Annotated in this window: 23 protein-coding genes; 21 read left to right on the forward strand and 2 right to left on the reverse strand. The window is 32.1% G+C overall.

What is annotated here, in order from left to right; all coding sequences use genetic code 11:
* The first annotated feature begins 418 nt into the window (after positions 1–418).
* From E7419_06610 to E7419_06685, 16 genes are all read left to right on the forward strand, one after another.
* Entirely contained in the window at positions 419–2,761 is a 2,343-nt protein-coding gene (locus tag E7419_06610; protein ID MBE7014859.1) for a hypothetical protein, read from the forward strand.
* Positions 2,762–2,784: 23 nt separating this feature from the next.
* The gene (locus tag E7419_06615; GenBank protein MBE7014860.1) at positions 2,785–4,044 is read left to right on the forward strand and encodes an aminotransferase DegT; all 1,260 of its coding nucleotides are present in this window, start codon (positions 2,785–2,787) and stop codon (positions 4,042–4,044) included.
* Between the two features lie 21 nt (positions 4,045–4,065).
* Positions 4,066–4,746, forward strand: coding sequence for a sugar transferase (locus tag E7419_06620; GenBank protein MBE7014861.1), 681 nt, complete (start codon positions 4,066–4,068; stop codon positions 4,744–4,746).
* A 30-nt stretch (positions 4,747–4,776) separates the two neighbouring features.
* Positions 4,777–5,595 (forward strand): glycosyltransferase, encoded by an 819-nt coding sequence (locus E7419_06625; GenBank protein ID MBE7014862.1) that lies wholly within the window; start codon positions 4,777–4,779, stop codon positions 5,593–5,595.
* Positions 5,596–5,610: 15 nt separating this feature from the next.
* The gene (locus tag E7419_06630; protein MBE7014863.1) at positions 5,611–6,426 is read left to right on the forward strand and encodes a LicD family protein; all 816 of its coding nucleotides are present in this window, start codon (positions 5,611–5,613) and stop codon (positions 6,424–6,426) included.
* A 25-nt stretch (positions 6,427–6,451) separates the two neighbouring features.
* Positions 6,452–7,384, forward strand: coding sequence for a glycosyltransferase family 2 protein (locus E7419_06635; protein ID MBE7014864.1), 933 nt, complete (start codon positions 6,452–6,454; stop codon positions 7,382–7,384).
* Between the two features lie 31 nt (positions 7,385–7,415).
* Positions 7,416–8,549 (forward strand): hypothetical protein, encoded by a 1,134-nt coding sequence (locus E7419_06640; protein ID MBE7014865.1) that lies wholly within the window; start codon positions 7,416–7,418, stop codon positions 8,547–8,549.
* A complete protein-coding gene (locus E7419_06645) occupies positions 8,536–9,747 on the forward strand; it encodes a hypothetical protein (protein ID MBE7014866.1) in 1,212 nt (403 codons plus the stop codon). Before E7419_06640 ends, E7419_06645 begins: the two co-directional genes overlap by 14 nt.
* Positions 9,740–10,864, forward strand: coding sequence for a hypothetical protein (locus E7419_06650; protein MBE7014867.1), 1,125 nt, complete (start codon positions 9,740–9,742; stop codon positions 10,862–10,864). Before E7419_06645 ends, E7419_06650 begins: the two co-directional genes overlap by 8 nt.
* A gap of 49 nt (positions 10,865–10,913) precedes the next feature.
* Positions 10,914–11,309, forward strand: a complete 396-nt coding sequence (tagD, locus tag E7419_06655; GenBank protein ID MBE7014868.1) for a glycerol-3-phosphate cytidylyltransferase — start codon at positions 10,914–10,916, stop codon at positions 11,307–11,309.
* Positions 11,290–12,366: an acyltransferase gene (locus tag E7419_06660; GenBank protein ID MBE7014869.1), complete on the forward strand. Its 1,077-nt coding sequence runs from the start codon at positions 11,290–11,292 to the stop codon at positions 12,364–12,366. The genes tagD and E7419_06660 overlap by 20 nt, the downstream gene beginning before the upstream one ends.
* 41 nt (positions 12,367–12,407) lie before the next feature.
* Positions 12,408–13,730, forward strand: coding sequence for a nucleotide sugar dehydrogenase (locus tag E7419_06665; protein ID MBE7014870.1), 1,323 nt, complete (start codon positions 12,408–12,410; stop codon positions 13,728–13,730).
* Positions 13,731–13,862: 132 nt separating this feature from the next.
* Entirely contained in the window at positions 13,863–14,063 is a 201-nt protein-coding gene (locus E7419_06670) for a cysteine desulfurase (protein MBE7014871.1), read from the forward strand.
* A gap of 269 nt (positions 14,064–14,332) precedes the next feature.
* A complete protein-coding gene (locus tag E7419_06675) occupies positions 14,333–14,803 on the forward strand; it encodes a helix-turn-helix domain-containing protein (protein MBE7014872.1) in 471 nt (156 codons plus the stop codon).
* Positions 14,796–15,140, forward strand: a complete 345-nt coding sequence (locus E7419_06680) for a DUF86 domain-containing protein (GenBank protein MBE7014873.1) — start codon at positions 14,796–14,798, stop codon at positions 15,138–15,140. Before E7419_06675 ends, E7419_06680 begins: the two co-directional genes overlap by 8 nt.
* 224 nt (positions 15,141–15,364) lie before the next feature.
* Positions 15,365–16,309: a hypothetical protein gene (locus E7419_06685; GenBank protein ID MBE7014874.1), complete on the forward strand. Its 945-nt coding sequence runs from the start codon at positions 15,365–15,367 to the stop codon at positions 16,307–16,309.
* 52 nt (positions 16,310–16,361) lie between these two features.
* Here E7419_06685 and E7419_06690 read toward each other — a convergent pair whose 3' ends face one another.
* Positions 16,362–16,712 (reverse strand): helix-turn-helix domain-containing protein, encoded by a 351-nt coding sequence (locus E7419_06690; GenBank protein MBE7014875.1) that lies wholly within the window; start codon positions 16,710–16,712, stop codon positions 16,362–16,364.
* 4 nt (positions 16,713–16,716) lie between these two features.
* Positions 16,717–17,046, reverse strand: a complete 330-nt coding sequence (locus tag E7419_06695) for an addiction module toxin RelE (GenBank protein MBE7014876.1) — start codon at positions 17,044–17,046, stop codon at positions 16,717–16,719.
* Positions 17,047–17,215: 169 nt separating this feature from the next.
* Between E7419_06695 and E7419_06700 the strand changes: the two genes are divergently transcribed.
* The 5 genes from E7419_06700 to E7419_06720 all read left to right on the forward strand — a co-directional run.
* Positions 17,216–18,724 (forward strand): SpoIID/LytB domain-containing protein, encoded by a 1,509-nt coding sequence (locus tag E7419_06700; protein ID MBE7014877.1) that lies wholly within the window; start codon positions 17,216–17,218, stop codon positions 18,722–18,724.
* 2 nt (positions 18,725–18,726) lie between these two features.
* The gene (queA, locus tag E7419_06705) at positions 18,727–19,761 is read left to right on the forward strand and encodes a tRNA preQ1(34) S-adenosylmethionine ribosyltransferase-isomerase QueA (protein ID MBE7014878.1); all 1,035 of its coding nucleotides are present in this window, start codon (positions 18,727–18,729) and stop codon (positions 19,759–19,761) included.
* Between the two features lie 93 nt (positions 19,762–19,854).
* The gene (tgt, locus tag E7419_06710; GenBank protein MBE7014879.1) at positions 19,855–20,985 is read left to right on the forward strand and encodes a tRNA guanosine(34) transglycosylase Tgt; all 1,131 of its coding nucleotides are present in this window, start codon (positions 19,855–19,857) and stop codon (positions 20,983–20,985) included.
* 310 nt (positions 20,986–21,295) lie between these two features.
* The gene (locus E7419_06715; GenBank protein MBE7014880.1) at positions 21,296–22,228 is read left to right on the forward strand and encodes a hypothetical protein; all 933 of its coding nucleotides are present in this window, start codon (positions 21,296–21,298) and stop codon (positions 22,226–22,228) included.
* An 18-nt stretch (positions 22,229–22,246) separates the two neighbouring features.
* Positions 22,247–26,219: hypothetical protein (locus tag E7419_06720; GenBank protein MBE7014881.1), on the forward strand; the 3,973-nt coding region annotated here is incomplete at its 3' end.

The following is a 26,219-nucleotide window of genomic DNA, read 5'->3' on the forward strand; positions in this document are numbered from 1 at the left end:
CTTAACGTTGGCTTAAGCCAACATATCGCGTTGACAAAAAAGTCAACATATCGAGTTCCCTTATGGGAACATATCGAGTTTTTCCTTTTTGGAAAAACATATTGAAACATAATTTCAATTATGTTGCACAGAGCCGTCGGAAAATTATCGCAACTCGCCTCTAACACTTAAAAATCGGCTTTTTCGTTGTTGTCGATTACGATATACCTCGTATTATCGCAATCTTCCGCCTAGAAAAACCACAATTTTTAAGAGTTACAGGTTCGAAGAATTTTCAAATTAGGAAATTTTTCGATAGAATGAGGCAAAAGACGCAGGGAATATGCGATATTTTCAAGGCTTTTAACGATATTATATTAAAAATTTATAATTTAAAAACGAGTTCGGATAACTTTCCGACGGCTCTGGAGGTGGGTTTATGGCGTTTACTTTATATAAACATAATATGACTGCTTATGAAAATGTTGTAAATAAGTTTAAAGAAACTAAAAAAACAGCCATAATCCATCCAACAGGTACAGGCAAATCGTTTATCGGCTTTAAACTTTGTGCCGATAACCCCAATAAAAGAATTTGCTGGGTGTCGCCGAGTGAATATATTTTTAAAACACAAATTGAAAATTTAAGAAAAGCATCAAACGGATATTTCCCGAACAATATAACATTTTTTACTTATGCACGGCTTATGAATTTGACACAGGAAGAAATAGGTGAAATTTTACCTGATTATATAATTTTAGACGAATTTCACAGATGTGGTGCAAAAATGTGGGGACAGGGCGTTGCAAACTTATTAAATGCGTATCCCGATGCGTATATTCTCGGGCTTTCTGCAACTGCAATCCGATATCTTGACAGTAAAAGAGATATGTCAGATGAATTGTTTGACGGAAATATCGCATCTGAAATGACTCTTGGCGAAGCGATAGTTCGAGGAATTTTAAATCCGCCAAAATATGTGCTTTCCGTTTTTTCCTATGAAAAAGACTTGGAAAGGTACGAAAAACGAATACGAAATAATAAAAGTAAATTAGTGCGTGATGAGGGCGAAAAATATCTGAATGCACTTAAACGAACATTGGAACAGGCAGACGGTATTGACGAAATATTTTATAAACATATTGAAGATAGATACGGAAAGTATATCGTGTTTTGCGCTAATTACGAGCATATGCGCGAAATGATTAAAATGTCTCAAAACTGGTTTTATAAGGTGGACGAAAATCCCCATATTTACTGCGCCTATTCAAATAACCCCGAAACTGATTTCGAGTTTGAAAAATTTAAAGCCGATAACTCGGCGCATCTAAAACTCCTCTTTTGTATAGATATGCTAAACGAAGGAGTCCATGTTGATGATGTGTCAGGCGTAATATTACTTAGACCGACAGTTTCGCCCGTTATCTATAAACAGCAAATCGGCAGAGCCTTGTCGGCAAATAAGAAAACGAATGCCGTTATCTTTGATATTGTCTTAAATATTGAAAACCTTTACAGTATTGACGAAATAAAAGAAGAGATGGAAATTGCAACCTCATATTACCGTACTCTTGGCGAGGATAATCTGATTGTTAACGAGCATTTTAAAATAATAGACGAAGTTAAAAACTGTATGGAACTTTTTGACAAACTGGAAAATATCTTAACTGCTTCGTGGGAAACAATGTACTCCTTTGCTAAAGAATACTATGACGAGTTTGGAAATTTAGAAGTCCCTGCCCGTTATTTTACAAAAGATGGCTATTCTCTCGGCTCTTGGATATGTAACCAAAGAAGCATAAGAAAAGGTCTTATCGACGGCAAATTAACTGACACACAAATTGAACTTCTTAATAAAATCGGTATGCGCTGGAATATGCTCACCGACTACAGTTGGGAAACCAATTTTAACTTGGCAAAAGAATATTTTGATACATATAAAAATTTAAATGTTCCGGTAAATTTCGTAACTAAAGACGGTGTCCGACTCGGTAATTGGCTTTCTAATATAAGAGCGTGGGAAAGTGCAGGGACACACCCAAAATATTTAACTAAAGAAAGAAAAGAAGAACTTAATAAAATCGGTATGGTTTGGAGTAAATCTAATTTCTATTGGGAAAGAAACTATGCCGAACTTTATAACTTTTATAAAGAGAACGGAAACTTAATTGTCCCTTGTAATTATGTAACGAAAAACGGAATTAAACTCGGTTCATGGGTGGGAAGACTAAGAAAACTCTATAAAGGGGAAGCAAAAGGAACACCGCTAACCAAAGAGCAGATTGAAAGGCTTAATAATATAGGTATGGTCTGGGAACCTGATTCAAGTAGGAAATGGGACAATGCCTATAACCTTGCAAAAGAATATTATATAAGGAATAAAAACTTAAATATCTCTACATCGTATAAAACGGAAAACGGTTTTAACTTAGGGCAATGGATAAAAGTCCAAAGATGCGAGTATGAAAAAGGCACTCTTAACTCCGAAAGAATTGAAAGACTAAATAAAATAGGTATGACCTGGAAAACGGAAGATAAATGGCAGTATAAATATAACCTCGCAAAAGAATTCTTTGACGAAACGGGCGCTAAAAATATAAGCCAAAAAATTATAATTGATGGAATATGGCTCGGCAAATGGCTCTCTAAACAAAAAGAATTCTATAAGAAAAATATTAAACTGACTAAACCTCAGAGAAAACTTATGGCTGAACTTATTAACGCAAATACAGAGTATATACCGCACCCGCATGGGCCGATTGCGGTAAATGATAGAGTATAGATTAATAAAACGAGGGAATGAGAATGGAAAAATTTAAGGAAAAGATATGGCTTGCTTCTCCGACAATGCATGGCGAAGAAATTAAATATGTGCAGCATGCCTATGATACTAATTGGATGAGTACGGTCGGAGAAAATATCAATGAACTGGAGCGAATTGCTGCCGAGAAATCTGAAATGAAATACGCTGTTGCATTGTCTTGCTGTACTGCTGCACTTCATTTAGCAGTAAAACACGCAGGGGAAACACTTTATGGCAAACCTTCAATCAGCCATGGAGCTTTAGAGGGTAAATTTGTTTTTTGCAGTGATATGACCTTTGATGCAACACTTAATCCAGTTATTTATGAGGGCGGTATTCCTATATTTATTGATACGGATGCTGAATCATGGAATATGGACCCTGTAGCACTTGAAAAAGCATTTGAAATGTATCCCGATGTGAAATTAGTAATTTCTGCAGAACTATATGGTTTTCCAGGGCGTATAGATTTGATTAAAGAAATATGTAAAAAACATGATGCACTTCTTATTGAAGATGCAGCCGAAGCAATGGGAGCAACTATTTGTGGTAAACAGTGTGGTTCGTTTGGAGATTATTCAGCTATCAGTTATAACGGAAATAAAATTATAACAGGCTCAGCAGGTGGATGTTTACTGACTAATGACATTGAAACTGCAAATAAAATACGCAAATGGTCAACACAGGCAAGAGAGGATGCCCCTTGGTATCAGCATGAAGAGGTAGGCTATAACTATCGAATGAGCAATGTTATAGCAGGGGTTGTTCGCGGTCAATATCCATATCTTGAAGAACATATTTCGCAAAAAAAATCAATTTATGAAAGATATCTTAATGGATTTAAAGATTTACCAGTAACAATGAATCCTATCACGGATAATACCGAACCAAATTATTGGCTTTCTGCAATGATTATTGATAAAGAATTTATGTGTAAGCAAGTCAGGGATGATTGTGCGGCTCTCTTTATTTACGAAAAAGGGAAAACTTGTCCAACTGAAATACTTGAAACACTTGATATGCATAATGCCGAAGGCAGACCAATCTGGAAACCTATGCACATGCAACCAATGTATCGTATGCATGAATTTGTTACTCGAAATGGTTCAGGCCGTGCAAAAACAAATGCATACATTGAAGGCAATACAATTGACGTGGGAGCAGATATATTTGACAGAGGACTTTGTTTACCAAGTGACAACAAAATGACCGAAAAAGAGCAGGATAAAATTATTGAAATTGTAAAAAGTTGTTTTAATTAAATATGAAAGAGGAATTACATAATGTATCAGAAATATTTTAAAAGACTTATAGATATAACCTGTTCGTTAATTGCTTTAATTGTGCTTTCTCCAATTATGATTATTTTGATCATTGTTGGTGCAATTGCAATGAAAGGGAATCCCTTCTTTGTTCAATTAAGACCTGGAAAGATTGATATAAAAACAGGCAAGGAAAAAATATTTAAACTGATAAAATTCCGTACAATGTCTAATGCAAAAGATAAAGACGGAAAGCTTCTTCCCGATGAAAAAAGGTTAAATAAATACGGAAGATTCTTAAGAAGCACCAGCCTTGATGAACTTGGCGAACTTATAAATATCTTAATAGGCGATATGTCAATTGTAGGACCAAGACCGCAGTTAGTGCGTGATTTAGTTTTTATGAATGATGAGCAAAGAAAAAGGCATATTGTAACCCCTGGTTTAACAGGACTTGCCCAGATAAACGGAAGAAATAATATTACATGGGAACAAAAATTTGAGTACGATTTGGAATACATAAATAAAGGGATAACCTTTATAGGAGATGTAACAATAATACTTTTAACAGTCGGGAAAGTATTAAAAAGAGATGATACTGTAAGAGAAGGCACCGAATCGGATATAGATTTCGGGGATTGGCTTTTACTTAATGGAAAAATCGAAAAAGAAGAGTATGATATTAAACTTTTGAATGTGTAGTAACATGTTATAAATGAATGGAGGGGCATAATGGAAAAATATAGTGTCTTAATGTCAGTTTATCATAAAGAGAAGGTTGAGTATTTCAAAGAAAGTGTTGACAGTATGCTAAACCAAACAGCATTTCCTGACGAAATTGTTATTGTAGAAGACGGACCTTTAACCGAGGATTTATATTCTGCAATAGATACTTATTTAAATAAATATCCAGATGTTTTTACGATTGTTAAACTAGAGAAAAACAAAGGCTTGGGTGCTGCTTTAAACGAAGGATTAAAGAAATGTAGAAATGAACTTGTTGCAAGAATGGATACTGACGATATTTCCCTCCCCGAAAGATGCGAGAAACAATTATTAAAATTTGAATCTTCTTCAAAGATTGATATAGTAGGTACACAGGTTTCAGAATTTATAGATTCTCTAGACAATATAGTAAGTTCGCGAATTGTTCCAACGACTCACGAAAAGATAGTAAAATTCGCAAGGCGAAGAAGTCCTTTTAATCATCCTACAGTTATGTATAAAAAATCCAAAGTTTTGGAATTGGGAGGATATAAGGAATTTGGTCGTCAGGAAGATTTGGAATTATTTATAAATATGGTAAATACAAATTCATATTCAGCAAATCTTGATGAATCGTTATTGTATTATCGTACTAATGCAGATAATTTTAAAAGGCGAACGACTTGGGTTAATTGCAGCGAATATATTAAGGTAATGTACGAATTTTATAAGAAAAAATATATTAGATTTATCGATTTGATGTATGTGGTTATTGGAGAATGTGTAATGTTTGTTTTTCCCCAATCACTTGCTAATATGTTAAGTAATAAATTTTTAAGAAAGTAAATAAAGAGGAATAATATGAATGAGTTGCAAAAAAAATTATTATCAATGTTTAAATGGTTTCATAATTTTTGTTTAGAACATAATTTGATTTATTATGCATTAGGAGGAACTGCACTTGGCGCGGTAAGGCATAAAGGTTTTATTCCATGGGATGATGATATGGATATTGGAATGCCTCGCCCTGATTATGAAAAAATGCTTGATATTATAAAAAAAGAAAATAATTTCGGGCAATATATAATCGAATATCCATTAGAATATAAAGATTCAATGTATCCTATTTGTAAAGTATATGATACAAGAACAACTTTAATAGAAAATGTAAAAAATGAGCCTAAAAGAGGAATTTTTATAGATATATTCCCTTTGGACGGAATAGGTAATTCAAGAGAGGAAAGTAAAGTTAATTATAGAAAAATCAATTTTTGGGTTGATTTGCTTAATACAAAAAGGTGTGCTTTAAGAAAAGGAAGAAACTTATTAAAAAATGCATCAATTATATTAAGCAACCTGCTACCTAATGCAATATTTGGAAAAGAAGTCCTAATTAAAAAAATAAACAAAATGGCTTTAAAATACGAATACGAAAATAACAACTATATTGTCAATTTATTTGGTGCTTGGAAAGAAAAAGAAATTGTAGAAAAGAAATGTCTTGGTGTTCCTCAATTATGTGAATTTGAAGATACAAAAATTTATATTCCTGAAGATGCAGATAGTTATTTAACATCTTTATACGGAAAGTATATGGAACTTCCACCAATTGAAAAACGGATTTCTCATCACGATTATATAAAATTAGATTTAGAAAAATCTTATCTTATAAAGTAGTTTAAGGGTAGTAAGAGGTATAAAAATGGATTATGTAAAAGATTTGGTAAGTGTAATAATACCAACATATAGACGCTCTGATATGCTTATTCGAGCAATAGAAAGTGTCTTGAATCAGACATATAAAAATATAGAGTTAATTGTTGTTAACGACAACATAAAAGGCGATGAGTTTTCATTAGAACTTTATAAAAAAATTGAAAACATAAAGGACGAAAGATTAAAATTCATTGAACAAGAAGAGCATATAAATGGAGCTGCTGCGAGGAATGCCGGCATAAAAGAAGCAAAAGGAGAATATATTAGTTTTTTAGATGATGACGATTATTGGAAAAAAGAAAAAATTGAACATCAACTAAATTTGCTTAAAACTTTAGATAAATCCTATGGTGGTGTTTCGTGTCTTGTTGTTCAAGAAAAAAATGGGGAAATAATCTCTGCGAAACTTCCTTATTCTACAAAGAATCTAATGGTAAGAGTTTTATCAAGACGCACAAGAATTGGTACTGGAGCAGTTTTGCTAAGAAGAAAAGCGCTTGATGAGACCGGATATTTTGATGTTAATCTAAAAAGACATCAGGAAATTCAATTGTTTGCTTTTTTTGCGAGCAAATATAAAATGAAATTATTAAATGAATATCTATATTTTGTTGACATAAGTGATGGACGGAACAGGCCATCTATTGATAAATTAAAAAATATAAAAAATGATTTTTATAAATCAATTGCGCCATTGTTTGACGATTTGAACAAAAAACAAAAGACACAAGTGCATCTTATGCATCAAGCAGAGATATGCGTTGCTTTTTTAAAAAGAAGGTATTATTTAAAATTTTTAAAAAACTCGATGGTTTTTATAAAGCATCCTATAATTATTATATATTTAATAAATCTAGGGATTGAACGATTTGTTTCACATAATTTCAAGAAAATCCTAATGCTTATTTATAATATTTAGTTATATCTCTAAATAACTAATTATACTTTATATGAAAGGCTATAAAAAAATGAAAACGGAAAAAAAGAATAAGTTTGATATACTTATGATTACAATTTATTTATGTGCTGGTATGCTGAAAGATGCATTGGAAATGATAAATATTCCAGGTGTTATATCTTATATAATTTCAACTATATTTATATTAATACATTTTTTTAAATGCATTGAAATGAAACGAATAAATACATATATATATTATTTTATTTTATCTTTTTTTCTTTTACCTGGAATCGTTAGATATTCTACACGCATTGGCACAGAAAGATCCTTTTTAATAATATATAATTTTTATATGGCTTATTATGTATTTAGACATATTGATATTGAAACAACCTTTATAGGGTTTAGATTATATTCATATTTATCGTTATTCTTTTATTTACCGCAAGCTACAAAGTATAACAACCAGTTAATGTATATGGATTTCGCATACAGTATATTATTGCCAATGTGTTTTCTTGCCTATGATTTGTTTGAAAAAAAGAATCTATTTAAATTTTTGCTTTTAGCGATATCATTTGTTTTTCTTCTTAGTTTCGGCTGTCGAGGAGCACTTGTAGCATTTGTTTTATTTATTATTTATACAATTGTATTTAATGATTATGTTAAACATAGGTTTTTATGGATTGTTGGAAGTTTAATTGTATTGATACTATTATATTTTAATCTTGAGTCTATTTTTGAAATGTTGCAGTCTTATGGATATAGTGGTAGGACAATAGACAAACTTTTATCTGGAACGTTTACTCAATCTACTTCAAGAGATGAGATATATGAAACTTGTATTAATTTAATAAAACAAAATCCTTTAGGATTGGGAATTTTAGGCTCAAGACGATATTTTGATCCATATTGTCATTCGATAGTCTATGAAATATTGATTGATGTTGGATATATATTTGGGCCTATGATACTCATATATATTGTATATATTTGTTTTAGGGGCTTATTTAAAGTGCCAAATAAACAGTATAGACTGATCCTTTCTATGCTTATTATTTGTGGAATAATAAGGTTATTGGTAAGTAGTTCTTTATATCATAATATATATATCCCTGCTATATTGGCATTAATTAATTCATTTAACATATTACCAAAAGGGAGAAAAAATGATCAAAATTAAAAAAATTTACTTTGATATTATATTAAATACAATAGCATACTCTTTGCCTATCTTGGCAAAACAAATTTTTGTATTACCATACTTAAGCCAGACTATGAGTGCGGAAAACTATGGCTTGGTTATTGCTATAATATCTTTATTAAATGTGTTGCCACACTTACTGGGACTGACTCTTAATAACATTCGTCTTATTTATAACAAGGATAAAAGCAATGAAAATTTAGATGGGAATTTTACATATCTTGTTCTATGCAGTTGTATTGTTGATGTTGTATTTGTAGTTTGTTCTGCAAAGTTCTATTTAAAAATAAGCGATGTTGGAACTCTTTTATCAACAATTATATTATCTTTGGTATGGCTTGTCAGAGAATATTATATTGTATCATTTAGACTTGAACTAAATTTTAAACGAGTACTTATTAATAATTGCTTAATGTTTGGCGGTTTCCTTGTTGGGTTATTAGTTTATAACTATCTTAAAAATTGGTTTGCTATCTATCTCTTAGCGTATGGAATTAGTCTGATATATGTATTTTTGCATACATCGTTATATAAGGCGAAACCAAAGAGAACGTCTGATTTTAAGAAAATTACAAAAGACAGTTTGATTTTATTTCTATCAAATATATTGGATGCAGGGTTAAATAATTTTGATAAACTACTGATTTATCCTATTTTAGGCGGGGCAGCGGTATCAATATATTTTGCTTCGTCAGTATATACAAAAATTATTTCTCTGTTGGTTGGCCCTGCGACAAGCGTAATTCTTAGTTATGTCGCAAAAAGTGGCAAACAATCAGCTAAGAAGTTTTTTGGCATGTTATTTTTAGGATGTGGGATTGGAACTGTAGGATATATTATATGTGTTTCCATAGGAGAGTTTGTTCTTAGTATGTTATATCCCGATTTCGTGAGCGAAGCTTTAAAATATATTTGGCTTACATCAGCAACGGCTATGTTAGTTGTAATAAGAGGAATGATAAGACCTTATGTTTTATGTTTTTATAAAATGTCACTTCAGTTAACAGTAGCGATTGTAGGTGCAGTTTCTTATATTGTAATTATATTGCTGTTTATTAATACTTATCATATATATGCAATTTGCGTTGCAACTGTAGTTGCTGAGTTTGTTAAGTTATTATTAATGATTGTTGTGTATATACTATCATTTAGAAAGGTAAAAAATACAAATGAATGAAAAAAATATGCGTCTGATTGAGATCCTTAAAAAAATCGTTATAGATGGGAAAAAAGATTTAAATATTGTTATAGACGAAGAAATTCTTTTATTAGCAAAAAATCATAATCTTCTAAATATACTAAAATCATATATAAGTAATGATTTTTGTCCGGATGTCATTCTTGAATCATATATTAAGAGCATTTTTACTTCTTTAGTTATTGATGCAAGGCAACAGAAAGAATTGCAGTTAATTAAGGATAAATTTAATGAGTTTAAGATACCGTTCATGCCTATAAAGGGTGCGGTTATTAAAAAAATATATCCGTCTTCTGATATGCGTATGAGTAGTGATATAGACATATTAGTTAAGGAAAATGATTATCCACGAATTGAATTGATAATGGAAGGATTAGGATTTAATCTAAAAAACAAATCTCATGCAGTTCATAGTGTCTTTATTAAAAATGGTGTAGTTATAGAGATTCATAAAAAACTTTTTTCGAATAATATGATAAAAAGTAATTTTTACAATGATATATGGGGAAATTCTGTAAATATAAATAAATTTGAGTATCAAATGTCAATTGATGATACATATATATATTTACTTATGCATATTGCAAAACATATGAAAAAAGGTGGAATAGGAATAAAACATTTTCTTGATATTTATTTATATATAAGAAAATACGAGAAAGAAATAAATTGGGATTATGTTGAAGAGATATTAAAAAAAGAAGAATTAGATATTTTTCAAAACAACGTAAAATCGTTATTACGATTTTGGTTTTGTGAAGAAAGTCCAAGCCAAACGATAAAAATTTTAAGTGATTTTGTGATTAGCGGTGGCAGTTATGGAACTTTAAGAAACACATATGTTTCAAAGTTATCATTTGCAAAAAAATCCAAAGTGATATTTATAGTTAACAGACTATTTCCACCTAGAGAGTATATGAAAAGCATATATCCTGAAATAGGAAATAAAAAGTGCCTTTTGTATTTTTGGATAAAAAGAATTGCAAAAAAAATCACGTCCTCAAATAAAATATCTGATGAAACAAAAATCATTGCAGAAATCAAAAAAACAGATGTAGAATATTATTTGGACTTTCAAAGGAATATAGGATTATAGAAATTGCCTAAAATAAAATTCTTTTAAGGGTATAGAAGGGAGAAAACCAATGAAAAGAGTAATAACTTATGGAACTTTTGATTTATTGCATTACGGGCATATTAACTTGTTAAAGAGAGCAAAGGAATTGGGAGATTATTTAGTTGTAGTATTATCAACGGATGAATTTAACTGGAATGAAAAGCAGAAAAAATGTTACTTTTCATACGAACAAAGGAAAGCATTACTTGAATCAATCAGATATGTTGACTTAGTCATTCCGGAGGAAAACTGGGAACAGAAAAAAACTGATGTACACGAATATCATATTGATACTTTTGTAATGGGGGATGACTGGAAAGGAAAGTTTGATTTCCTAAAAGAAGAAGGAGTTGAAGTTGTATATCTTCCAAGAACTCCTGAAATAAGTACAACTCAAATAAAAAATGACCTTAATAAAAAATAATTATATTAGGAGACAGTTCGGTATGATTACATGCGAAAAAACAACTAATGATAAATTACAAACTTGCAATTTTGTAAAATGCATTCTTATGATGACGGTTGTTTTATATCACAGTATTTTGTTTTGGAATGGAAATTGGTTTTCAGAAGTTGAAAAAGTAGCAATAGAGTCAAATGTTTTGAAAATATTTTCAGAGTGGCTTAATACTTTCCATATATATGCTTTCACATTAGTCTCAGGATATATTTTTACATATATAAAATTAGAAAAAGGTGGATATAGCAATTTTAGAGATTTTCTAATAAACAAATTTTCTAGATTGATAGTTCCGTATATATTTATATTGGTTGTGTGGGTTGCTCCAATTGGTATATATATATTCAATTACAATACAAATACTATTATATCAAAGTATGTTTTGGGAACAGGACCAAATCAGTTATGGTTTCTTTTAATGTTGTTTAATGTTTTTATTATATCTTTTTTTATGATTGAATTTTGGGCTAAACATATAGTAGGTGGATTGCTAGTTGCATTGTGCTTTTATGGAATTGGAATGGTATTGCCTGATTACTTTATGTTAAGTAGCACATTTAGATTTTTATTGTTCTTTTGGCTGGGATTTTATTTGCGTTATAATAAAGATTCTATTATATGGAAAATACCATCAATAATTTTGTTAGGAATAAATTTGACGTTATTTGCTATAGATTGTTTATTTACATCACAGCATATAATATTTAAATTGTTATTGCTTGTTTTCAAACTGACAAATCAAGTTGTTGGAGCTGTGGCTGCTTTTATTGTTATAGGTAGAATCGGAGAAAAACTTAAATTAAATAATAGAGTATATAAATTTATAAGTGACAAAAGTATGATTGTATATATGTTTCATCAACAGTTTATATATTTTACAATAAAAATGTTTAATGGAAATATAAATCCATTTATTCATGCAGGAATAAATTTTATTATTTCATTTTCTTTATCGTTAATTCTAGCATGTTTATTCAGCAAGTCGAGAATTATAAGTAAACTGTTAGGACAACGAACATAAATGAAATTTTATATATAAAAATAAATAAAGAGGTATTTAAAATGTCACTTTACGAAAAACTAATAAAAAAAGAAGAAAAATTATCACTGGTTGGCCTTGGCTATGTTGGTATGCCGATAGCTATTGCTTTTGCAAAAAAAGGAATAGATGTTATAGGTTTTGACCTTAACACGCAAAAGATCGAATTGTACAAGTCAGGCATTGATCCTACAAACGAAGTTGGGGATGAAGAAATTAAAAAATCGACAGTTGATTTTACTTATGACGAAAATAAACTTAAAGAATCAAAATTTCATATTGTAGCAGTTCCAACACCTGTTAATCAGGACCATACTCCTGACCTTGCCCCTGTTATCCGCGCAAGTGAAATTGTGGGAAGAAATTTAGTAAAAGGCGCAATAGTTGTTTATGAATCAACTGTTTATCCTGGTGTTACTGAAGATGTTTGCGTGCCCATACTTGAAAAAGAATCAGGATTAAAATGCGGTGTTGATTTTAAAGTTGGTTATTCTCCTGAGAGAATAAACCCGGGCGATAAAATTCACAGACTTGAAAACATCACAAAAATAGTATCAGGAATGGATGAAGAATCCTTAAAAATTATTAAAGAAGTTTATGATATTGTTATTGAGGTTGGTACATATCCTGTTTCAACAATTAAAACAGCAGAAGCAATCAAAGTTGTTGAAAACAGTCAGCGAGACATAAATATTGCCTTTGTAAACGAACTTGCAATGGTATTTGACAAAATGGGCATCGATACCAATGAAGTAGTTGACGGAATGAATACTAAATGGAATGCTCTTGGTTTTAGGCCTGGTCTTGTTGGCGGTCATTGTATTGGAGTTGACCCTTACTACTTTACTTATGAAGCAGAAAAATTAGGTTATCATAGCCAGATAATCTTAAACGGTCGTATCGTAAATGACGGTATGGGTAAATTTGTTGCAGAAGCGGCAATTAAAGAAATGATAAATGCGGGAAAAGCACCTAAAAAGTCAAAGGTTGTTATTTTAGGTTTAACATTTAAAGAAGATTGCCCTGATACCCGTAACAGTAAAGTTGACGACATTATTAAGCATCTTAACATTTATGGAATCACACCATTAGTTGTTGACCCATGTGCAAATGAAAGAGATGCTATGCATGAATATGGTGTTACTTTAACTGAACTTAAAGATATAAAAGATGCAGATTGTGTTATTGTTGCAGTTGCACATAAAGAATTTAAGGCGCTTAAACTTAATGATATAAAAGCCTTATTTAAAGATTGCAATGATGACGAAAAGGTATTGATAGATGTAAAAGGATTATATAAAGTTTCTGAACTTAAAGAGTCAGGAATGAGATTTTGGAGATTGTAAACCTTTCGCAAAAAACGCGAAAAAATAACGATGAATTTTAGGGACGTTTAATTCAATTCAAATTGAATTGAAAATGAATTGACGATCTTTCGTCATGAATTGATGTTTAAAAATATCATGAATTGAAATTCTTTGAATTTCGTTAAGGTAAGAAAAATCACAAAAGACAAGAGGGGTGTTTTTTTAATGAAGAAGTACATAAAGCCAAAGATAGATATTGTATCTATCAGGGCGAGTGAGGATATATCAGGGCTTGCGGACTGGCTGGAGACAGAAGAAGGCAAGATATATAAGAATGCAGGGATAGTGGTGTATGATGCATGTAGTGTTTGAACATACGTTCAAACACAGTTATATTCGCTTTGCAGCGAGTTATATTTGCACCGCAAGTTTTATTGCTACGCAGTGGTATTGCCTTTGGCAGTTAAGGAATAGAATTTGTAATGTATTTGAAGAATATTTATATTAAAACAGGTTACACTATCTAATAAATATGAACACGTAAAAATTGCGTATAAAATATTTTCAAAATACGCAAAAATTGCGTATTTCTATTGCGTTTTTCAATTTGTTATGATACAATCATAATTGAGGTGATTAAAGTGACACTTAGAGAACTGCGAAAGCAGAAGAAAATGACGCAAGTTGAATGTGCCAGGTACCTTGGCATACCTATTCGTACCTATCAGAATTATGAAACTGATGTATCAAAATCCAATTCTATGAAGTATGCTTTTATGATGCAAAAATTACGCGAATATGGAATTGTTGATGAAATGCATGGAATTTTAAGCATTCAGCAAATAACTGATATTTGCAAAGAAGTTTTTTCAGAATTTGACATTGAATATTGTTATCTTTTTGGCTCGTATGCAAAAGGTAAAGCGAATGAAGAAAGCGATATTGACCTTTTGATATCTACACCGATTACTGGGATGCGTTTTTATGATTTGGTTGAAGCGTTACGTGACGGATTGAAAAAGAGAGTCGATGTGTTAAGCAGCGAACAGTTGAAAGAAAACATTGATTTGACAAATGAGATATTGAAAGATGGTGTAAAGATATATGGATAACAAAAAAGATAATTATTATTTTGTTAAAAAAATAATTACAGATTTGGATTTTATTTTTGAACATACAAAAGATTTAACACGGGAAGAACTTGAAAGAAACGAAATACTTATAGATTCAATTATGTTTAGGCTTATACAAGTTTCAGAGAATTCTAATAAGTTGTCTGACGAGTTTAAAGCATATTATAGTGAAATTCCATGGAGAGCAATCAAAGGTCTGCGAAACAGAATTGTACATGAATATGGCAATGTAGATTTAACTGTGATTTATGACACAGTAAAAAATGATATTTTCGACCTGCTACGTGAACTTAAGAGTATTGTGGAGTATTTCTAAAGTGAGAGTAAAATTTAATCAATGTGTAATTAAATAAATGTAAAGTGCAAAATGCAAAATTAAATACATGTTAAAAATGGATAAAATTTATTCGTTCCAAACAATTTTTCCTATCCGTTTTAGTGTTCAAACACAGTTATATTCGCTTTGCAGCGAGTTATATTTGCACCGCAAGTTTTATTGCTTTTATAATTTAAAACTTTTAAATATAGGGGGTTTTTAATATGAAAAGGGGATTAGTTTTAACTTTAATATTTTGTATGTGTGTTTCTTTCAGTTCTTATGCATCTATGATAACTTCTCTTAGTTGTTATGATGATAAAGATGCTGGGATTGTATATTTTTTCGGTAAGTTTTCGGAAGATGCAAAAGACTTAAAAGATGCAGGATTTAAAGTTAACAATAGATATTTCAGCCTTAATAAAAAAGATGAGAACAATCCTTCAAAAACCGGTTTTCAAGTTGCACTTGAGAATGATAACAGAGTGTTTGGCATAGGTATAAAAAATACTGATAAAATATCTGTCTCAGAATTTGTTGCTACTCCTTATATAGAAAACGATAAAGGAATTGAACTTATGGAAGAGTCAATTCCTTATACTATGTATAATAAAAATCCTCAGATTGTGGCTGCGTATTCAGTTCAAAAATTAAAACCGGGATATTATAAACCAAACAGTTCAAGTTTCTTTGATGTGACCGATAAATACGAGAATTATGCGTTGGAGACCTCGCAAGATACATCGGGTAATGTGTATAGTTACAAAGAAGTTTTGTTAAAGTATGATATTTCTGATTTTTACGGAATAACTGAAAATAACAAAGCGATACTTAAATTAAATATTTCATCTATAAAAGGAAGTTCTTGTATAGATGGTAACATTAAGGTGCTGACTGTTCAAGATGAAGATTATAGTAAAGATAAAGCGTATTATCATAGTACGGACTGTGAAGTGATTTCGAAAATCACACTTACAGGGACTGCTGACAAAGCAGGCGATAGTTTGTTTGACGTATTTACTTTTGATGTTACAAAAATAATAATCGATAAAATTGAAAAAGGGGAAAACAGCTTAACATTCGTTATACAGTTAGATAATGACATAGTACGTGACAAAGCGTATGTCAGTCTGCAGGAAGGATATAGACCACAACTTACAATTAATTAATATTATATAAACAAATTGCCGAAATGGGGACTGCCCCTATTTCGGCAATTTATCACATTAGTTTATTGATTAAAGAATGGTCTTGGGAAAGTAAGAAGATAAGTTTTTTTGCTGTTGGTGTAGGAGTTGATTTACCACATTCCCATGCTTCAACTGTTCTTTTGGAAACACCAAGAGCGTTAGCAAAAGATTTTTGTGTCATTGATAACGATTTTCTTGTTTCGAACACATTTATATCCGGCAAGGATTGTTTGCGTGCGAAAGTTTCTGCACTGGCTTTTCCTTTTTCATAGGCAAGGGCTTCTTTTAATCCTTCCATTATTCCCTCAAAACAGTCTATATTTTTAAAATTATTATCAATTTCTTCAACAGATAGTGATGATTTAAATTTTATTTCAGACATAAAATCACTCCTTTTTTATAGCATCTACCAAAATTTTAATAGCTTTCTTTTGTTCCGGTGTTAAATTTTCCTGAATATTTTTAGGATAGGCAAATAATAAATATAACTTTTCTTTTTCAAAAACATCAAGATATATAACTCTTCCTCCACCACTTTTTCCTCTGCCTTCAAGTTGTATGCGCATTTTTCTGGCACCACCTGTACCTTGAATTACAGCACCAATTTGTGGATTTTCAAGTAGAATTCCTTCAAGTGTTTTAAGGCTATCGTTATCCAGTCCCATTGCATACCATGAATTTAAAAATGGTTTTGTAAAAATAAATTCTCTAATCATTATTTCACTTCTTCCAATAAAATATAATATTTTATATTTTGTTCCTATTAATATTATATACGATAATATCGTAGTTGTCAATTATGATTTAGAATTTCTTTCAAGTTGACATAGCGGGGATAATTTGGTATGATAAAAAGAGAAAAAGTTTAAAAAAGGAATATTTAATATGAAAAAGTCGTTTTTTGTATTTTTGATAATAAGTTTAATATTTGCACTTAGCCTTAGCGCCAGTGCTTCTTATGATGTGTCTAAGCGGGCAAGGATTGGAATTAAATACGGGAGCAGTGCAGTATCTTCGCCGTCAGTTTCTTCGACTACGGGAAGTTTTGATTTTTCTTATGTAAGTGAAGATATAACGCAGTTTGCAAGTTACAGTACAAAAAGTATTACGGTAAGTGCGTATTCTTCTTATCTTGTTGCTGAGCAGTCGTATTTTGAAAGTTTTGATTTAGCCCTTTCTTACTGTGCGCAAAAAGAAAATATGATACCTTTTATAAAAGACGGTGTGATTTACGCAGTTTATTACGGATTAAGCACTGTTGATGAAGCAAATGTAAGTTTAGAGAATGCGAAACTTTATAACGAAACATCGTATATAATTTCGCCTGATGCAAGTTTAATTAAAGTATCTGAAAAAAGCGGAAAAGCGATTTTCATATTTTCTCAGAGTGAAAATACGAAACTTGGGGTAAATGCTTCAAATGACGGACTTATGGATTTTGGAAATCAGGACACATACAGGGATATAATAGAATTTATAAGAAATGGAAATTCTTTTACCCTTGTAAGCAATCTTACAATGCAACATTATCTTTATTCTGTTGTGCCTGCAGAAATCGGCGCTTCTGCACCCCTTGAAGCACAAAAGGCACAGGCGGTTTGTGCAAGAACATATTATGAAGAAAATATAGGAAGGCATAAAAATGACGGTTTTGCTCTTTGCGGAACCACTCATTGTCAGATGTATATCGGCACTAAATGGGAACGAGAACAGTCAAATAAGGCAGTTGACGAAACTGAAAATATGATTTTAACATATAACGGTAAACCGATAAGTGCAGTATATTTTGCTCATTCGGGCGGAGTTACTGCAGATGTTGAAGACGTATGGGGAAATCCTTACCCTTATTTAAAATCGGTTGAAGATAAATATTGTACCGACTATACGTGGGAGGTAACAATAGACTATGATAATCTTACCGAGAAGATGAAAAATAATGGTTATGATATAGGTAAGGTAACAGATGTTAAAGTTACTAAGACCTCTGATTACGGACTTGTTACCGAACTTACCATTTCGGGAACAAACGGAGAGAAGAAGTTCTTAAGAGAAAAGGCAAGAACAATACTTTCTTTAAAAAGTCAGAATTTTACTATTCCATCTGAAAACATAACGAAATTTGCTAAGACTAAAAAAGGTACTGAAACAGTTACGGTATCAAAAATACTTACTAAAGATGGAATTAAAGAAGTTTCAGATAACATAAGTGTTATAGACGGGAATAAAAAAATATCAACTCTCACAAAAAAAGCGGGAAATATTATATACGGAAAAGGGTACGGACATCATGTAGGATTTTCCCAGCACGGAGCGATGGAATATGCAAAAGAGGGTTGGGACTATATAAAAATATTAAAACATTATTATCAGGGTGTTGAAATAGAGGGAGAATAATTTTGGCAGATTTTACTTTAAGCGATTTTTACTATGATTTACCTGAGGAACTTATTGCACAGACTCCGCTTAAGGACAGGGCAAGTTCCAGACTTCTTGTTTTAAATAAAGAGTCGGGGGAAATCAGTCATAGAACTTTTAAAGATATAAAAGAATATTTAAATCCCGGAGATTTACTTGTAATGAATAACACAAGGGTTATTCCTGCAAGGCTTTACGGCATAAAGAAAAGCACAGGCTCTAAGATAGAATTTCTGCTTCTTAAAAGGATTGATTTAAAAACTTGGGAGGTTATTTTAAAACCTGGCAAAAAAGCAAGAGAGGGCGCAGAATTTGAGTTTGGTGACGGGCTTTTATCTGCTAAAGTAATCAAGGTTAAAGAAGATGGAAACAGGATAGTTGAGTTTTCTTTTGACGGAGTATTTGAGGATATTTTGGATAAGTTAGGGCAGATGCCCCTACCTCCTTATATAAAGGAAAAACTTGATGATAAGGAAAGATATCAGACAGTTTATTCTAAATTTGAGGGCTCGGCAGCAGCGCCTACCGCAGGTCTTCATTTTACAAATGAACTTTTAGATGAAATTAAAGAACTCGGTGTTAATCTTGCGTTTGTTACATTACATGTCGGGCTTGGTACATTCAGACCTGTAAAATGTGATAATATAAAAGAACACAAGATGCACAGTGAACATTTTTTTATTGATAAAAAAACCTGCGATTTGATAAATGAAACGAAAAAAAGAGGTAATAAGGTTATAGCAGTCGGAACTACATCTGTAAGGGTTTTAGAGTCGGTTGCAGACGAGTCTGGGTATCTTAAACCGACAGAATCGGATACTGAAATTTTTATATATCCGGGATATAAATTTAAGGTTGTAGATAAACTTATAACGAACTTTCATTTGCCCGAATCAACTTTAATTATGCTTGTAAGTGCTTTGGCAGGCAAGGAAAAGATTTTTAGGGCATATAACGAAGCGGTTAATGAAAGATACCGTTTCTTCAGTTTCGGTGACGCGATGTTCATTTGCTAAAGGCAAATGAACAAGGGAATAAGTAATAGGGAATAGTGAAGAGGTAAGGTGTCGGCTTTGCTGACAAACTTGCATTAAAAAGGAAAATAGATTATGTTTAAACTTATAAAAACTAACAATAAAGCAAGGCTTGGAGAATTTCATACTCCTCATGGGGTAATTAAAACTCCTGTTTTTATGAATGTAGGGACGTGTGCTGCAATTAAAGGCGGTGTTTCTACTATTGATTTAAAAAATATAGGAACACAGGTTCAACTCTCAAACACTTATCATCTTCATGTAAGACCGGGTGATGAGGTTGTAAAAAAACTTGGCGGACTTCACAAGTTTATGAACTGGGATAAGCCTATTCTTACTGACAGCGGAGGGTTTCAGGTATTTTCTTTAGCAAAACTCAGAAAAATCAAAGAGGAAGGCGTTTATTTTAATTCGCATATTGACGGTAAAAAAATATTTATGGGGCCTAAAGAAAGTATGCAGATTCAGTCTAATTTAGCCTCTACTATCGCAATGGCTTTTGACGAGTGTATTGAAAATCCTTCTCCTTATAAATATGTTAAAAATTCTATTGACCGTACAACAAGATGGTTGAAAATTTGTCGCGAAGAAATGGACAGATTAAATTCACTTGATGACACAATAAATAAAAAGCAAATGCTTTTTGGTATAAATCAGGGCTCTACCTATGCAGATTTAAGGATTGAGCATATGAAAGCAATAAGAGAAATAGACTGCGAGGGATATGCAATAGGAGGACTTGCAGTAGGGGAAACAAGTGAAGAAATGTATCACATAATTGAAAATGTTGAGCCTTATATGCCAACTGATAAGCCCAGATATTTAATGGGGGTAGGAACACCTGTTAATATTATTGAAGCAGTATCCAGAGGGGTAGATTTCTTTGATTGTGTTATGCCATCAAGGAATGCAAGGCACAGCCATTTATTTACATCAAAGGGCATTATAAACCTTATGAACGCAAAATATGAACTGGACGACAGTCCGATTGACGAAAACTGTGATTGTGAAACCTGCAGGAATTATTCGAAGGCGTATATAAGGCATTTATTTAAAGCAAAAGAAGCACTTGCCCTTAAATTAAGTGTTACTCATAATTTAAGATTTTATAATAAACTTATGGAAGATATAAGGGCATCAATTGAAAATGACACTTTCGATTTGTTTAAAAAATATGTGGTTGAAAACTACGGAAGAAGACTGTAATTTAATAAAAAGAAAAGTTATAAAAAAAACACAATCAATCAGGATTGTGTTTTTTTATGGCGAAAAAAAGGATTTTAGATTTTCGGTTTATAACTCAACATTGTATAGACTTTTATTTAAAAATAGTATATTTTTTTCAATGTTTTTATATGTTTTATTATATTTTTTTATATTGACTTTTCTGAAAACGGAGGTAATAATAGAAAGGAGTTTAAGTAATTTTATTATAATTATTACACTTTATAGTATATAAAAAATAGCTGTTTGTCTGCACATTTATTCCTGTTTGTGCCGACGTTTTAACAGCAGAATGGAGGTTAATATGACGAAAACAGATTTGTTTAAAGAGTTTATGGGACACCCTGTAAATTATGATTTTAAGAATCGATTTGAATTTGTAAAAAAATATGAATATAAAGATTTTGACTGCGAAATGTACTTGCAGGCAAACGGTGTTCGACCTGACGGAACTATTACATATCAAAGAGTTTTTATAACTCTTCCTAAAAAGATTGAAGGCAGACTTCCTGCAGTTGTTGTTCCGTTTTATTATCCCGAAGCGGCAATGGGTTTTGATCCTGAAAAAAATGAGCCACATGAAATATATAAGGATAATCCGATTATGCTTGATATTGTAAGGCATGGGTATATTGCTATTTCAGGTGACTCATATTACCTTACATATGCCGATTTTAAAGGTGGGAAAGATGAACTTGAAAGTTGGAAATGTGTTTCAGATATTTTTAACAAAGAGCAACCTGAATGGACAGGAGTAGGCAAACTTATTTATGATACATCTTTACTTATTGACGTTATATCAAAAGATTCCCGTGTAGACAGTGAAAAAATAGGTATTGCAGGTCATTCTTTAGGTGGTAAAATTGCATTTATTTCAGGTTGTCTTGATAAAAGAATAAAGGTTATTCTTGCAAGTGATTTTGGACTTTTATGGCATCAGACCAATTGGCATGACGAGTGGTACTGGGGTAAAAAACTTAATCTTATTAAAAAAGAAAAGTTTGAAAATTATATGCTTTTAAAAGACGCTGCACCAAAACCGTTTTGTCTTATAGCGGGCGAGTTTGATACTGATGAAAGCCGTCAAACTCTATATGAAATTGAAGAATATAATGATTGTCCCGAAAGGATTCTCGTTATAAACCATCGTTCAGGGCATCGACCACCTGATTATGCTTTGGAAGCAGGATATTTATTTATGGATAAATGGCTTAAAAACATTTAAAACATAGGAGATATTAACATGAAAAAAATAGTGTGTTTATTGTTTGTTTTCTGTTATATAATGTCAATTAAGGTTGTACCGTCAGCCGCAATAACTTCCGATGTGATATCGGAATATAATTTTGAGGATTCACTGGCAACAACTATGAGCACATGGTCCTATTATACTTCTGAAAGTGAAGGAAAGATTTCGGTTAATACCAGTAATTATACAAAAGGCAAAAGCAGTATAAGGGTTACTGACGATGATGCATCCGTTTCAATCGGGATTTTATCTCCTAAAAATAAGGTAACACCTGGTGCTCTTTTTAAGATTACCTTTGACGGATATCTTCATTCAGGAAAAAGCCTTGCTATAGTAAGATTTTATAAATCTGACGGAACTTACCTTTCGAGTGATGACATACTGATTCGCCTTAGTGAAAAAAACGCGTGGAAAACTTATGAATACGAAAAATATATACCGTCTTATGTAGCAACCTGCAGAATATTCTTATTAAGTTACTCCACCGATATTGGCGATGCATCTTATGATAATATTGTTATGTCAGCCACAACAACTTCAAGTTTGATAGAAGAATATAATTTTGAAGATACACTAACAACGACTATGGGAACATGGTCCTATTATACTTCCGAAAGCGAAGGGAAGATTTCGGTCAATACAAGTAATTACACCAAAGGGAATAGCAGTATAAGGGTAACTGATAATGATGCATCAGTTTCAATCGGGATTTTATCTCCTAAAAATAAGGTAACACCCGGTACTCTTTTTAAGATTACCTTTGACGGATATCTTCATTCAGGAAAAAGCCTTGCTATAGTAAGATTTTATAAATCTGACGGAACTTACCTTTCAAGTGATGACGTACTCATTCATCTTAGTGAAAAAAACGCGTGGAAAACTTATGAATACGAAAAATATATACCGTCTTATGTAGCAACCTGCAGAATATTCTTATTAAGTTACTCCACTGATCTTGGCGATGCATCTTATGATAATATTGTTATGTCAGCCACAACAACTTCAAGTTTGATAGAAGAATATAATTTTGAAGATACACTAACAACGACTATGGGAACATGGTCCTATTATACTTCCGAAAGCGAAGGGAAGATTTCAGTTAACACAAGTAATTATACCGAAGGGAAAAGCAGTATAAGAGTTACTGATAATGATTCTTCCGTTTCAATCGGAATTTTATCTCCTAAGAAAAAGATAACGCCTGGTGCTCTTTTTAAGATTACCTTTGACGGATATCTCAATTGGGGTAAAAGCCTTGCTATTGTAAGGTTTTATAAATCTGACGGAACTTATCTTTCAAGTGATGATATACTGATTCATCTTAACAAAAAGGGTTGTTGGAAAACTTATGGATACGAAAAATATATACCATCTTATGTAACAACTTACAGAATATTCTTGTTAAGTTACTCCACCGATATTGGCGATGCCTATTATGATAATATCAAAGTTTATGAGGGAGATACCACCAGTAATAAAAATGAAACGGGATTTATTGCTCCGCTGCAAAACAGTGCAGTTAACGCAAAGATAGTATCTCCAAACGGCAGCAACCTTATATATCATTCGTACGACAGTAAGGGCAGTAAACTTACTGATTATTCTTATGCAGGTTTTTACGGGGGGAAGTACGAACTTCCCGATTCAGATAATCTGACTGTAGGTGCAGTTATTGCTCCTTTTGCATGGTCGCAATCTGAAATTACGGCAAAAACTGCAGACGATACAGCACGAATTCAGAATGTTATAGATGATGTTGCTTCTTTATATCCTGATAATAAAATGACGGTAATTAAATTAAAAGCCGGAAAATACTATATTAATTCAACAGGCCTTTCAGTTCCGAGCGGAATAATTCTTTCCGGAGAAGGTCAGGGGCCGACAGGAACAATTCTATATGCCTACGAAGCAGATAACTCTGATTCTTCTATGGTAATAAAGGTTGTTGGGAATTCTCATAAAAAAGCCAGTCATAATTGTTATATAACTGACAGTTATGTACCTTCAGGAAGCAGTAAAATTACACTCTCATCTAATGATGTATCTTATTTTAATGTTGGAGATACTTTTATTATTTATTATGAATCGACTGATGAATGGACCGAAAGTATTGGTATGAGCAGTCCTATCATAAATGTATACGGAGATGATACAGGCTGGGGCGCAAAAGATGTGGTTAAGATTCACGAAAGGGAAGTTACAGCAGTAAATGGTAATGAAATTACTTTTGATATTCCTCTTGAAATGCATCTTGATAATAATCTGATGCCCGCATATATATACAAAATTGATACTGCAGGCAGAGTAAAAAATACAGGTATTGAAAACTTAAGAATAGAATCGTATTTTGATCCTTCCATTACGGGCAGCACAGGATATGTGGATGAAAATCATTCCAGATATTTAATATATTTTAAAAATGCACAGGACTGTTATGTTGAAAACGTAACTACTAAATATATGTATTTTTCATTTATATATTTTGGGAATTACGCAAAGCGTATTACCGCAAGGAATTGCAGTTCTTTAGAACCTGTGTCCAAAATTGAGGGTAACAGAAGATATCCGTTTTTATGTATGGCGTTTTCGCAACAAATTCTTGTAACAGGTTGTTATTCCGAAAAAGGCAGACATGACTATGCAACAAGTCACAGAGCATCAGGGCCGACAGCATATGTAGACAATGTGGCAGATAGTTCATTTGCTATATCTGAGCCTCATGCTACCTGGAGTACGGGAATACTATATGACAATATTTATCATATCGGCAGTGATACCAAAGGATATATAGGTATTACAAATCGTGGTATCTACGGTACAGATATAAGCCAGGGATGGACGGGTGTAGGCTGTGTTGTGTGGAATTCACTGGCAAATACAATAGTTGCACATGATGTTCCGGGAGATTATCAGAATTTCCTTGTAGGGAACTGGGGAACTTACAATGACTTTGGTGCAACACAGAGAAAAGATGAAAATATTATTACTATGACGGATATGTACAGAAAAACCGATCAGGTAGGTGGCACGGATGCCAATATGGCAACCTCTTTCGCTACTTCCTTTGTCGGAGATGCCTATAAGGAATCTGAATCTGCTCCTGTTAATCCGAGAAGTTTATTTAAAGCACAACTGGCATTAAGAATTACAGGTGATTACAGAAATCAGAAGCCAAATGCACCTGTTCTTACCTATCCGAAAGGCGATGAATTGTTTTCATCTTCTAATGTTTGTTTTTACGGCTTGTATCAGAAGGGTGCAAGTGGAGTTAACATTTATGTTGATGATGTAAAACATACTGCAACACTTGACTCTTCCAAGAATACTTTTGAACATTTGCTAAGTTTGTCAGATGGTGTTCATAAAATATATACCACACAGGTTGTGGACGGTATCGAATCAAACAAATCGGCTGACAGATTTATTATTATCAAAAATAAGGGTAATTACACAAATACCTTGTCCAGTAATTACAGTCACAAAACATTAAGCCTTATATCCGGCGATACAAGAATGACCTTTGACAAATATTCTCAAAGCGTTTCAGATATTATTGAAATATCCGATGCTCAAGGCTTTAAGGATATGGCAACAGGCCTTATGGGTAACTATAAACTTACAAAAGATATAGATTTAAGTAATTGTGGCTATACTGCAATATCAGGTTTTAAAGGTACTCTTGATGGTAACGGATATACTGTAAATCTTGGAAAAAGTGCAACACAAGGTGTGTTTGCAACTGCAGGTGATTTCACAATTAAAAATCTTACAGTTAAAGGAAATATTACTGCAACTAATTCAAAGACAAAGATAGGTGCTTTTGTAGGTCAGGCTACTGAATCAGGAACTTTTATTAACTGTAAAAACTATGCAAGTATATTCTCCGGCATAAATTCCGTTTATATGGGTGGTATCTTAGGCGATGGATTTGATGGTACTACATCATCAATGGTTATAAACTTTACAA

It is taken from the genome of Oscillospiraceae bacterium, from assembly GCA_015068525.1.
Lineage (GTDB): Bacteria > Bacillota > Clostridia > UMGS1840 > HGM11507 > SIG450.

What these genes read in the sequence shown, in the direction of transcription:
- E7419_06610 (MBE7014859.1), top strand. Translation starts at nt 419, where the DNA reads ATGGCGTTTACTTTATATAAACATAATATGACTGCTTATGAAAATGTT.
- E7419_06615 (MBE7014860.1), top strand. Translation starts at nt 2,785, where the DNA reads ATGGAAAAATTTAAGGAAAAGATATGGCTTGCTTCTCCGACAATGCAT.
- E7419_06620 (MBE7014861.1), top strand. Translation starts at nt 4,066, where the DNA reads ATGTATCAGAAATATTTTAAAAGACTTATAGATATAACCTGTTCGTTA.
- E7419_06625 (MBE7014862.1), top strand. Translation starts at nt 4,777, where the DNA reads ATGGAAAAATATAGTGTCTTAATGTCAGTTTATCATAAAGAGAAGGTT.
- E7419_06630 (MBE7014863.1), top strand. Translation starts at nt 5,611, where the DNA reads ATGAATGAGTTGCAAAAAAAATTATTATCAATGTTTAAATGGTTTCAT.
- E7419_06635 (MBE7014864.1), top strand. Translation starts at nt 6,452, where the DNA reads ATGGATTATGTAAAAGATTTGGTAAGTGTAATAATACCAACATATAGA.
- E7419_06640 (MBE7014865.1), top strand. Translation starts at nt 7,416, where the DNA reads ATGAAAGGCTATAAAAAAATGAAAACGGAAAAAAAGAATAAGTTTGAT.
- E7419_06645 (MBE7014866.1), top strand. Translation starts at nt 8,536, where the DNA reads ATGATCAAAATTAAAAAAATTTACTTTGATATTATATTAAATACAATA.
- E7419_06650 (MBE7014867.1), top strand. Translation starts at nt 9,740, where the DNA reads ATGAATGAAAAAAATATGCGTCTGATTGAGATCCTTAAAAAAATCGTT.
- tagD (MBE7014868.1), top strand. Translation starts at nt 10,914, where the DNA reads ATGAAAAGAGTAATAACTTATGGAACTTTTGATTTATTGCATTACGGG.
- E7419_06660 (MBE7014869.1), top strand. Translation starts at nt 11,290, where the DNA reads ATGACCTTAATAAAAAATAATTATATTAGGAGACAGTTCGGTATGATT.
- E7419_06665 (MBE7014870.1), top strand. Translation starts at nt 12,408, where the DNA reads ATGTCACTTTACGAAAAACTAATAAAAAAAGAAGAAAAATTATCACTG.
- E7419_06680 (MBE7014873.1), top strand. Translation starts at nt 14,796, where the DNA reads ATGGATAACAAAAAAGATAATTATTATTTTGTTAAAAAAATAATTACA.
- E7419_06685 (MBE7014874.1), top strand. Translation starts at nt 15,365, where the DNA reads ATGAAAAGGGGATTAGTTTTAACTTTAATATTTTGTATGTGTGTTTCT.
- E7419_06690 (MBE7014875.1), bottom strand. Translation starts at nt 16,712, where the DNA reads ATGTCTGAAATAAAATTTAAATCATCACTATCTGTTGAAGAAATTGAT.
- E7419_06695 (MBE7014876.1), bottom strand. Translation starts at nt 17,046, where the DNA reads ATGATTAGAGAATTTATTTTTACAAAACCATTTTTAAATTCATGGTAT.
- E7419_06700 (MBE7014877.1), top strand. Translation starts at nt 17,216, where the DNA reads ATGAAAAAGTCGTTTTTTGTATTTTTGATAATAAGTTTAATATTTGCA.
- tgt (MBE7014879.1), top strand. Translation starts at nt 19,855, where the DNA reads ATGTTTAAACTTATAAAAACTAACAATAAAGCAAGGCTTGGAGAATTT.
- E7419_06715 (MBE7014880.1), top strand. Translation starts at nt 21,296, where the DNA reads ATGGAGGTTAATATGACGAAAACAGATTTGTTTAAAGAGTTTATGGGA.